General features: G+C 60.8%; 12 protein-coding genes. 8 read left to right on the top strand and 4 right to left on the bottom strand.

The genetic code is table 11. From position 1 onward, the window contains the following. Window positions 1-116: 116 nt before the first annotated feature. Both RG836_RS12585 and RG836_RS12580 read right to left on the bottom strand, forming a co-directional pair. The gene (locus RG836_RS12585) at window positions 117-524 is read right to left on the bottom strand and encodes a response regulator (RefSeq protein ID WP_310845805.1); all 408 of its coding nucleotides are present in this window, start codon (window positions 522-524) and stop codon (window positions 117-119) included. A 72-nt stretch (window positions 525-596) separates the two neighbouring features. After that, a complete protein-coding gene (locus tag RG836_RS12580) occupies window positions 597-803 on the bottom strand; it encodes a Flp family type IVb pilin (RefSeq protein WP_310845804.1) in 207 nt (68 codons plus the stop codon). Between the two features lie 332 nt (window positions 804-1,135). Here RG836_RS12580 and cpaB point away from each other — a divergent pair, with 332 nt between their 5' ends. From cpaB to RG836_RS12540, 8 genes are read left to right on the top strand one after another with little or no spacing between them, the layout of a single operon-like run. Further along, window positions 1,136-2,092, top strand: a complete 957-nt coding sequence (cpaB, locus tag RG836_RS12575; protein ID WP_310845802.1) for a Flp pilus assembly protein CpaB — start codon at window positions 1,136-1,138, stop codon at window positions 2,090-2,092. A 56-nt stretch (window positions 2,093-2,148) separates the two neighbouring features. Beyond that, on the top strand, window positions 2,149-3,333 hold the full coding sequence (locus tag RG836_RS12570) for a type II and III secretion system protein family protein (protein WP_409078080.1): 1,185 nt from the start codon (window positions 2,149-2,151) through the stop codon (window positions 3,331-3,333). Continuing rightward, window positions 3,330-4,517: an AAA family ATPase gene (locus RG836_RS12565; protein WP_310845799.1), complete on the top strand. Its 1,188-nt coding sequence runs from the start codon at window positions 3,330-3,332 to the stop codon at window positions 4,515-4,517. Before RG836_RS12570 ends, RG836_RS12565 begins: the two co-directional genes overlap by 4 nt. After that, the gene (locus RG836_RS12560) at window positions 4,517-5,791 is read left to right on the top strand and encodes a CpaF family protein (RefSeq protein ID WP_310845797.1); all 1,275 of its coding nucleotides are present in this window, start codon (window positions 4,517-4,519) and stop codon (window positions 5,789-5,791) included. Before RG836_RS12565 ends, RG836_RS12560 begins: the two co-directional genes overlap by 1 nt. Before the next feature lie 5 nt (window positions 5,792-5,796). Next, window positions 5,797-6,681 carry a type II secretion system F family protein gene (locus RG836_RS12555; protein WP_310845796.1) on the top strand — a complete coding sequence of 295 codons (885 nt, stop codon included), beginning with the start codon at window positions 5,797-5,799 and terminating at the stop codon, window positions 6,679-6,681. A 1-nt stretch (window position 6,682) separates the two neighbouring features. Next, complete coding sequence (locus tag RG836_RS12550; protein ID WP_310845795.1) at window positions 6,683-7,567, top strand: type II secretion system F family protein; 885 nt, start codon at window positions 6,683-6,685, stop codon at window positions 7,565-7,567. 10 nt (window positions 7,568-7,577) lie between these two features. Continuing rightward, window positions 7,578-8,306 (top strand): tetratricopeptide repeat protein, encoded by a 729-nt coding sequence (locus RG836_RS12545; protein ID WP_310845793.1) that lies wholly within the window; start codon window positions 7,578-7,580, stop codon window positions 8,304-8,306. Beyond that, entirely contained in the window at window positions 8,306-8,575 is a 270-nt protein-coding gene (locus RG836_RS12540) for a DUF3613 domain-containing protein (protein ID WP_310845792.1), read from the top strand. The genes RG836_RS12545 and RG836_RS12540 overlap by 1 nt, the downstream gene beginning before the upstream one ends. A gap of 732 nt (window positions 8,576-9,307) precedes the next feature. Here RG836_RS12540 and RG836_RS12535 read toward each other — a convergent pair. After that, window positions 9,308-10,087, bottom strand: a complete 780-nt coding sequence (locus RG836_RS12535) for a response regulator transcription factor (RefSeq protein ID WP_310845791.1) — start codon at window positions 10,085-10,087, stop codon at window positions 9,308-9,310. Between the two features lie 129 nt (window positions 10,088-10,216). Next, the gene (locus RG836_RS12530; RefSeq protein ID WP_310845790.1) at window positions 10,217-10,687 is read right to left on the bottom strand and encodes a prepilin peptidase; all 471 of its coding nucleotides are present in this window, start codon (window positions 10,685-10,687) and stop codon (window positions 10,217-10,219) included. Between the last annotated feature and the right edge of the window lie 24 nt (window positions 10,688-10,711).

Here is a 10,711-nt window from a genome sequence, read left to right as displayed (position 1 = left end):
AGGCGCCGTAAGGGCGCAACCCTAAGTGGCCGTTACCGCAGCAATGGATATGTACACAAACCACAAACCACAAACCACAAACCACAGCGAAACGCACGAACGATCAAAAGAAACCATCAAGACTTCGCCCGATCCCCCTTAGGCTTGGGAAACAAATTATCCAAAGTCTCCAACAACCTCACGTGATAAATCGGCTTGCGAAAAAGGTCCAGCACCTGCAAGCGCAACATATCACTCACATCCTCCATATCCGCATGCCCCGACGTCACGATCACCGGTAAATGCTGGCGCGAGGTGTGCTCACGCAAACGCCGGATCAACGACATGCCACTCTCTTCCGGCATACGCAGATCGGTGATCACCAGGGCGATATCAGGATGTCGAGTCAAATGATGCAGGGCCAGCTTGACCGAAGTCGCGGTGAAGCAACTGAACCCTTCACCTTCGAGCAATTCGGCCAATTCCAGCAGTGCATCTTCTTCGTCGTCGACCAATAGCAATTGCTGACGGGCAGAGTCGGTCATGGGGTGTTTCCAACTACCGATAATCCAAAGTTAAAACCACCATAGCCGACTCTTGCCGACGAAGCAGGTTTTCTACGGCGTCGGCCGAGTTTGTGCAGCGCCACCCAACCCGGTCGTGATGTTGTTGAACATCGCCAGCACCCGATCACCCAGCGGGCCAACGAATACCAATACCACCACTGCGACCATGGCGATCACGATCGCGTATTCAATCGCTGAAGCCCCTTCAGTGCGATCAAAAAACAGACGAGCCTTGATCCATAAATAGTGAAGGTTCATCAGACTTCTCCTTGCGCCAGAGGCGCTGCTGTAACAGGTTCGCAACAGAATTGCGCTGCGCCACTTCAGCATTGTCAACAAACCCGGGAGCCACAACTGTAAGAACGGATTAATCACAAAGTGTTAGTTAGAAGGTTGACGTCAGAAAACACGCCAAAATCGAAAGCCAAGCTCCTACTTTCGTGAGGTTTTTTGATGCCGTTCATGGCTTTTTGCATGAGCTGGGCTACCTTCAAATAGCGAAACAGTCACTTGTTCATAGCTACCTGATTGCAAAAGTAATCTCGTTGAAAGTGACGAGTTGGAGATGCAGCAGGAAAGGGAGAGCCGTCATGAACAGCCGTTTCACCATGGGATTGGCAGGGTTGCTATTAGTCGGCGCGATCATCGTCGGCTATTGGGGCCTGGTGCTCAGTCGGCAACCGACGCCCGTGGTTGAAGCCTCTCCCCCCTCGGCACCGCTTACTACCGCCAACGTCATCGACAAAACCGTGGCGACCGCTGAAGACCAGACCCGTCAACCGGTGGTGGTGTTGCTGCACGATGTACCGCCCTTCACCCCGCTGACCGCCGCCGACCTGGCCCTGGAGCAACTGCGCGCGGTACCGGCCGGCAGCCTCAACAGCCTTGACCAGGCAATCGGCCGGACGCCGTGGCGCCACCTCAGCGCCGGCACCTGGCTCAGCGATGAGAGCTTCGAGGCCGGTGGCTCGCTGGCGCGGATGATCCGCAGCGACGAGCGCGCGCTGGCCGTGGCGGTGGACGAAGTGACCGGCGCCGGCGGGCAGTTGATTCCCGGTGACTACGTCGATGTGCTGCTGTACTTGCGCCAGGATCAGGACAACCCGCAGCAATCGGCGCAAATTGTAGTGCCGGCGTTGCGCGTGCTCGGGGTCGGCGATCAACTCGGCCTGACCAACGACGGCAAACCCGCTTCACCGGCCCTCAGCGCCGATGACAAACTCAAGCAGGACCAACGCCGCCTCAGCGCGCGCAGCGTGGTGCTGGCGGTGCCCGAGCCGCTGCTCAGCCGGTTGATGCTAGCGACCCAGGTCGGCACCTTGCGCCTGGCGGTGCGCAGTAACGAAGAGCAACGCCTGGCGCGTTATTGGGCGGGTGAAGAACAGGCGCCTCAGCATCTGCAAGCCGTCAATGGCCAACTGTTCCAGTTCAACCAGTTGGCCATGGGCAACGCGCCCAAAGCAGCCGCCAGCGGTGCCGTCAACCCTGCGCCACGCCGTGCGATAGAAGTGATTCGCGGCAATCAAATGACTCAACAAACCCCGTGATCGAGCAAGGATGCTGCTAAATGCCCAGTCGTTACCTGCCGCTGTTTCAGCGATTGATGTGCACCCTGCTGCTTGCTTCGCCTTTATCGATGCAGGCCTGGGCAGCGTCGAGTAATTGCACGGGGCCGTTCGATTTGCCTGCCACGCTGGAGATCGGTGAGGGCCTGCAAACCGAATTGCAATCAAGTGCGGCCATTACCCGGCTGGCGGTCGGCGATCCGAAAATCGCGGACGTACAACCCAGCGGCAACAACGCTTTTCTCCTCACCGGCATGGCGCCCGGCGCCACCAGCCTGATGGTCTGGACCACCTGTTCAAGCAACCCACGGCAAAGCATGGTGTTCGTCCAGGGCAAAGCCACTGCGGCCCTCACCGCTGCAGCACTGCCCTCGGAAGATCCGATTTTGCCGAGCCAGGTGCAAACCGACATTCGCTTCGTCGAAGTCAGTCGTACCAAACTCAAGGAAGCGGCAACCTCGATCTTCGGCACCCGCGGCAATTTCCTGTTCGGTTCACCGCGCACGCTGCCCACCATCGACGGCGTAGTCCAGCCGAGATTGCCGGTGGATAACAGCCAGTTCAACTTCTCCTGGATCGGCGGCAAGACCATGGTGATGATCAACGCCCTGGAAGGCAGCGGTTTCGCCTACACCCTGGCGCGGCCGAGCCTGGTGGCCCTGAGCGGGCAGAGCGCGAGTTTCCTGGCGGGCGGCGAAATCCCGATTCCGGTGCCCAGCTCCGGCAGCGATAACGTGTCCATCGAGTACAAGGAATTCGGCATTCGTCTCACGCTGACGCCGACCATCATCGGCCGCAACCGCATCGCCCTGAAGGTTGCGCCCGAAGTCAGCGAGCTCGATTACAGCAACGGCGTGAACATCGCCGGCACCTTGGTCCCGGCACTGACCGTGCGCCGCACCGACACCAGCATTTCCCTGGGCGATGGCGAAAGCTTTGTCATCAGCGGCCTGATCAGCACCCGCAACAGTTCGCAGGTGAACAAATTTCCAGGCCTCGGCGACATCCCGGTGCTCGGCGCCTTTTTCCGTGACAGCAACATCAGCCGCGAAGAGCGCGAGCTGCTGATGATCGTCACCCCGCACTTGGTGCAACCGCTGGCCGCCAATGCGCAATTGCCGGCGCTGCCGGGAGAAAAACTGCGCAACTACGACCCGAATTTCTACCGCATGTACTTCCTCGAAAACGGCAATTTCGATAAGCGCAGCGGGTTATCGCAATGAGCCAGAGCCTGAGCCAGACCTTTCTCGCCATCACCCGCAACGAGACTGATCTCGAATGGCTGCAAGGCGCTCTCGCGCCCTTGGGCCAAGTGGTGAGCGCCGGCAACGGCAGCCTCGACGAGTTGCTCGCGCTGGTGGACGTAACCTTCGCCAACCTGGTGTTTGTCGGCCTTGATCGGGAACATGTGGTGGCGCAGAGCGCGTTGATCGAAGGCACCCTGGAAGCCAAGCCGATGCTGGCGATCGTTGCCCTCGGCGACGGCATGGACAACCAATTGGTGCTCAACGCGATGCGCGCCGGCGCCCGGGATTTCGTCGCTTACGGGTCACGTTCCAGCGAAGTGGCCGGACTGGTACGGCGCTTGAGCAAACGCCTGCCGCCGGTGACCCCGAACACTCACCTGGGCGGGCTGACCGTGATGTACGGCGCGCAAAGCGACGCCGACGGCGCGCTGCTGTCCACGCACCTGGCGCTGGTGGTGCAAAAGAGCGGCCAGCAAACCCTGCTGCTTGACCTCGGCTTGCCCACCGGCGACAGCCTGGCGCTGCTGGGGCTGGAGAGCTCGTTTCACTTCGGCGATGCCGTGCGCCACTTGCGTCGACTCGATGCGACCTTAATGGACAGCGCCTTCACCAGCACCGACTCCGGCCTGCGCATCCTCGCCTACGCCCGCGATGACGAACCGCTGGAACGCACCAGCGCCGCCGAGTTGTACATGCTGCTCAGCGCCCTGCGCCAACACTTCCAGCACATTGTGGTGAACCTCACCGGGCAGCCCGACAGCGAAGCGCTGCGCACTTTCGTCAGCCATTGCGACAAGTTGCTGTGGTACACCGACCAGAGCGTGCTCGACTGCCGCCGCAACCTGGCGATCCTCAACCTCTGGCGGGAAAAAGGCATGAAGCTGGACCACGCGCGGTTGCTGGTCGACCGCTATTTGCGCAACGTCGCGCCGGACGCCGATGCCCTGGGCAAGAGCTTTGGTCTGGAGGTGATCGCCAGCCTCGCGTTCAGCCCGGAACTGCGCTTGAACGCGAAAAACCAGGGCGTGACCCTGTTCGAACTGGCGCCTCGCGAGGCGCTGACCCAAGGCCTGCGCACCTTGGGTGATCGGTTGGCAAAACGCTCGGAAGGCCTGGCCAAGCCGAAAACCCGTTGGTTTGATCGTCTGCGAGGTGGCTGATGAAAGGCGAAAAACTGTTCGGCGCACCGTCCCGCGGCTCGGCCGGCAACACCGACCACGAAGGCCTCAAACTGGCCTTGCACCGGTACATCATCGACGCCATCGAGGAGTCCGGAAAGAACCTGCTGGAGGGTTCGCGGCAGGTGCTGGCGCAATTCGTCACCGAGAAAGTCGCCGAGTACATCGGCCGTTTGCACCTGGCCATTTCGCGTTATGAGATGGAGCGCCTGGGCGAAGAAATCGTCGATGAGCTCACCGGTTTCGGCCCGCTGGAAGTACTGCTACGCGACCCGGCCGTGACGGAAATCCTGGTCAACGGCCCGCACCGCGTGTTCCTCGAACGGGACGGCGTGCTGCACCAGAGCGATCTGCGGTTTATCGATTCACACCATGTCGAGCGAGTCATGCAGCGCATCCTCGCGCCACTGGGCCGGCGCCTCGACGAATCTTCGCCGATGGTCGATGCGCGCATGCCGGACGGCAGCCGAGTCAATGCGATCATCCCGCCGATTGCCCTCGATGGGCCGTGCTTGTCGATCCGTAAATTTCGCAAGGACATGCTCAAAAGCAGCGACCTGGTCGCGATGCGCACCATCGACCAACCGATTTTCGAGTTTCTCCAGGAAGCCGTCGGCAAGCGCTGCAATGTGCTGATCAGTGGCGGCACCGGCACCGGCAAAACCACCCTGCTGAATATTCTCAGCCAGTTGATCAACCCCCACGAACGCTTGGTGACCATCGAGGACGTCGCCGAATTGCAACTGGTCCACCCGCATGTGGTGCGCCTGGAAACCCGCCCGCCCAATGCCGAGGGCCACGGCGAAGTGAAGGCCAGCGACCTGATTCGCAACGCCCTGCGGATGCGCCCGGACCGCATCATCCTCGGCGAGATCCGCGGCGTCGAAGTGCTCGACGTACTGACCGCGATGAACACCGGCCACGACGGCTCAATGAGCACGGTGCACGCCAACAACGCCCAGGACGCGTTGCTGCGCCTCGAGACGCTGGTAGGCCTGACCGGGCGCACCGTCGCCGAGCGCACTTTGCGGCAGATGATCTGCGCGGCGCTCGACGTCATCATCCAGCTGTCGCGCATGCCCGATGGCCGACGTTGCGTCAGCGAGGTGGTGGAGGTGGTCGGTGTGCGCGATGACATCTACGTCACCAACACTTTGTTCCGGCTCGACCGGCGCACCGGTTTCGGCTTCCTGCGTGAGGCGGTCAACCCCGCCAGCGACAAGTTGCGCCGCGAACCCGGCGTGATCGTGGACTGACCGCCATGTACGCGCCGACCGTCCTCACCGCGCTGTGCCTGCTGCTGCTAGGGCTGTCGATCCGCCTGTTCTACCAAGGCATGCGCAAGAACGATACGGAAAAAGTCCTTAGCCGACTGGCCGAAGGGCAACCGCAATTGGTGGCGGAAAAACCACTATGGGTTGGTCTTGAACGGGCCTTTCTGCGCGCCGGTCTCGGCCGCCCCACTGAACGCTTGGGGCTGTGGTTGATGCTGTGGGCCTTTGGCATTCTGTTGGGTTTTGCCTTGGGCGGCTGGCTCGGTTTGCTGGCGCTGATCATCCTTCCGCCACTGGGCTTGCGCCTGTATGTGGCGTGGCGTTACCAGCGCAGGCTCAAGCGCATGATTGAACAACTGCCGCAATTGCTCGACCACACCGTGCGCAGCTTGAAGTCCGGCCGCACCCTGGCCGATGCCGTGCTGGGTGGCATAGAAAACAGCACCGACCCACTGAAAACCGCCATGGGCCGGGTGCAGCGCAACATGCTGTTGGGGGTCAATCTGCCGGACGCGGTGCATGACTTTGCCGAGCTCTACGACCAAGACGAACTGCGCATGTTCGCCCTCGGCTTGAAGGTCAATCACCGCTACGGCGGCAACGCCAGCGAACTGCTGGAGAACCTGATCAAACTGATCCGCGAACGCGAGCAAGGCGCCCGGCAACTCAGCGCCATGACCGGCGAAACCCGCATGACCGCGTGGGTGCTGGGGTTGCTGCCGGTGCTCCTGGTGGCCTATTTCATGTTGACCAATCCCTCATACATGGTCGGCATGTGGCGTGACCCCAGCGGGCAGAACATGCTGATCACCGCCACTGTGCTGCAGGTGATTGGCAGCCTGGCGCTGTGGCGCATGTTGCGGAGTATTTGAAATGGCGATTCTGGCGAGTGTGATGTTATTGCTCAGCGCGCTGGTGCTGGTGCTCGGCCACTTGCTGCAACAACGTCGCCGCGAACGGCAGATCGCCCAGCGCCTGCAAGGCCACATGCTGCGTGAAAACAGTGTCGGCGACTGGCTGCGGCAATTGGGCAGCAGCCGTTTTGGCCAGCGCTCGGTGAGCATCGACAGCGAAACCCAAATGTTGCTCAGCCGCCTGGGGTGGCGCAAAACCAGCGAGCGTTCGCTGTTCGCCGCCAGTCAGGTCGGCACCCCGTTATTGGCGATGGGCGTGGCGATTTTTGTGCAGCAAGTATTCTTCCCGACGGCGCAGCACCCATGGGTTGCGCCGATGCTGGCGCTGGGCGCCGGCTACCTGTTGCCCAAACGCGCCCTGGCGTTCGCCGCCAAGCGTCGACAACAACAAATCGCCACTGAGATTTCGACCTTTATTCCGCTGCTGCGCATCCTCTTCGAATCCGGGATGGCCGTGGAGCAAGCGCTGCGCGTGCTGAGCATCGAAGCGCAAAAACTGCTGCCGGAACTGACCCACGAACTGCGCCTGATGCTCAGCCGTGTCGACTCCGGCCTGGAACTCGGCCAGGAACTGCACAACACCGCGACGCTGTTGGCGGTGGATGAATTCACCGATACCTGCGTGATCCTCCAGCAACTGATCCAACAGGGCGGCGGCGCGATGAAATCGCTGTTGGCGCTCAAGCAATTACTCGACGACCGCCGCCTCACGCGCTTGCAGGAATACATCTCGAAAATGTCGGCAAAGATGTCGGTGGTGATGATGCTGTTCTTGTTTCCAGCCTTGTTGATTGTCCTGGGCGGGCCGGGTTTCACCGCCATCGCCCGGGCGTTTTCGTCCTAGAGGGAAGCTGATGAAAACTCTATTCGTGGTCGCCGGTTTGCTGCTGCTCAGCGGATGCGCCAGTATCGGCCAGGTGCCTTGGGCCGGGTTGAGTGCCGCCAGTTGCGGCAAGCTCAACCAGGATCAGGAACTGGCGCTGAACCTGGCGGACGACATGGCCAACGACGGCAAACTGCACGCCAGCCTGGCCAACCTGGAAAACCTCCCCGACGACCTCGCCCAAGTCAAACTGCGCAAAGCGCGGGTGTATCGCTTGCTCGGGCGAAACGAGGCGGAACCGTTGTATCGCAACCTGCTGGGCAGTTGCGTGGCCGCCGACGCCGAACACGGCCTCGGCCAGTTGTACGCCGCACGCGGTGACAACGGCCAGGCCCAGGCCCACCTGCAACGTGCCGCGCGCCTGGCGCCAACCAATGAAAAAATCCGCAACGATTTGGGCGTGGTCTACCTCAACCAACTGCGCCTGGACGATGCCCGCTTCGAATTCCTCACGGCCATCGAACTCAAGCAAAGCGATCAATTGGCCTCGGTGAACCTGGTGACCCTGCTGCTGTACCAAAACAACTGGCAACAAGCCGCCGAAGTCGTCAGCCGCGCCGGCCTCAGCCCCCAGCAATTCACCGATGCCCAGGCTCACGCCGAAAGCCTCAAACTGCCGGCAAGACCAACCGCACCCGCCAGCGACAAAGTCGCCGCCGTCGCCGCTCAACCCTCCTCCAACACCCTCAAGGCGCCGTGATGATGAACATCAAAATTTTGTGCGTGCTGAGCCTGCTCTTCACCACCCCACCCGCCCTCGCCATCGACCCCGGCCCGGCCTCAGCACAACAACAAGAAACCGAAGGCTGGCTGCTACTGCAAAGCCGCAACCTGGCCTCCTCCCCCATCCCACAAACCCAAACCGCCACCGAGCGCGAACAAGCCCTCGACCGCTGGCTAAAGAAATACAAATACGAAATCCCGGATTTCTACGATGCGGATGCGGGGGGGAAGGTTGATAGCAAGTGAGGGTTAATCCTGCCGGTAGCCGACGGCGTACATCCCGCACAGGATGAGTCAACTGTGAGGCCATTTTCGTCAGAACGCCGCCCGACGCCAACTCGCTTCCCCATCTTGGTTGGCGTACATGCGACAGTGATGATCAACCGGCAGGGCGCCTTCGCGAGCAGGCTCGCTCTCACATTGGAGCTGGGTTAATCCTTGGGTGATGTATTGGCTGTGAGGACGTCATCGCTGGCAAGCCAGCTCCCACAGAGGTTGGAGGTGTGCGCGGTAATTGTGTACGCCATCAGGTCGAGTGTCAGCTCGCCGCGCTTCTGATCTTGATCTTGCTGTTGCTTTGGCTTTTGATCCACCCGCCCCGTCGGGAGGCTGAGTGGAGGCGTTCATCCGGGGATTGGCGCGCAGCGCCGCACGACTCAGTCGGGCTCATCGCAAGTAGGTGCAGCGAAGCCAACCGGAGGGCGATGCCCCCGGATGAATGCCGGAGCGAAGGTACACCGAGCCTTAGCGAGGGGCCGTACGTCAGGGGCGAGCCTTTTGGGTTACCTTTTTGCTGGGCCGGCACACCGGCGTTTGAAAAAGGTGACTCGCCGTAAGGGCGAAACCATAAGTGGCCGTTACCGCAGCAATGGATATGTACTCAGGCGACAACGGCTAGGTCGCCAGTCACAAAGCCTTCGTCAGAACGCCGCCCGGAGCAAACTCGCTCCCACAGAGAAATGCGAACCCGCGAAAAACTCAGTGCGCCGTCACCCGCTGCTGCCCCCCCACCTGCCGGGGCGACAACGCCAGCGCCAACTGCGTGCGGTTGTGCATATGCGTCAATCGCAACACCTGCGACACATACAACTTCACCGTGTTCTCGGTAATCCCCAACTCACAGGCAATCTGATAATTGGTCTGCCCCTTGCCCACCAACCGCGCCACATCCAGTTGCCGCGGCGACAACTGATGGAAAATATCTGGGATGTCGACCTCATCTGAACCCGCGCCCGCAGAATCCCGCGACACTGCGGCCGGGCTGCGGCGAACCTTGTCGAGGTCCTGGTACAAGTCGTCAATGGAGGAAGAAAGGTCCTGCAACTTCTGGTTCAGATGGCCGAGCTGCACGTTCTTCTGCCGTTCCTGCAACGCGGCTTCCTGGCGCTGCAAACCTTCCAGCAGTTCATCGAGGTCGATGGGTTTTTGGTAGTAGTCGGAGATGCCCGCGCGCAAGGCTTTGATCACGTCCTGCTTGTCCGCGCGACCGGTGAGCATGATCGCCTCGAACGCACGGTGCTTGCCGGCGATCTGCTGCAGCTGCTGCACCAGCTGGATGCCGTCGAGGCCGGGCATGTGCAGATCGCAAAGCACCAGGCCGATGTCACCATCGCCCCTGAAGCGCTCGACCGCTTGCTGACCGGATTCACAGGGCACACAGCGGTAACCGCTGCTTTCCAGAAATTCGCAGAGTTCTTCAACAATCAGCGGCTGATCGTCGACCACTAGAACCTTTACTGCCGATGTAAGCTTGCTCACGCGCCACTCCATGCCTTTGGCCTAAAACTGACTGACCTTCCTGTACCCACAGTCGTGAGTTGTATAACTACTGGTTTGAAAGTAGCTGCACTTCGCCACTCTGTACATAGCAGCGGCGCTGCCCGACGACTAATGGATCCAAGCAAGGGTCAGGATCAGACCGGCCAGCACGAATGGTGCGAACGGTGTTTTTTTTGACAGTCCCGGCGCCATCCAGGCAACTCGCGCCCTAAGTCCTTGACTCATAGACGACCAGACCCTTAACCCCAGCAGCCGCCACAGGACACTTACCAGCCCGGCGCCGATAAAACAGCCGAGTAGATGCACCGGATCGCTGGCAAGACCGATCGTCGCCATGAGCTTCACATCGCCGGCGCCCATCTGCCCCAGCGCATAGCCCGGCAGCGTCAACAACAATGCCAAGAGCAATGCCCAGCCGCCTTGCGCGGCAGTGGCGCCCAACCAAGTATGACCGGTCCATAACATCCAGATAAGCGCCACCAGCCCCACGCCCACGGTCAGGCTATTGGCGATATGCCGCTGCCGCGCATCCTGAATCGCGCAAATCGATAACCAGACCAATAAAGCCGCACTGTGCATGAGGTAAAAAACATCCGTTTCGGC

Origin of the sequence: Pseudomonas rhizozeae, assembly GCF_031583775.1 — a bacterium.
Taxonomy (GTDB): Bacteria; Pseudomonadota; Gammaproteobacteria; order Pseudomonadales; family Pseudomonadaceae; genus Aquipseudomonas.
The sequence above is the reverse complement of the archived record's forward strand: the minus strand, read 5'-3'. Positions and strand labels throughout refer to the sequence as shown.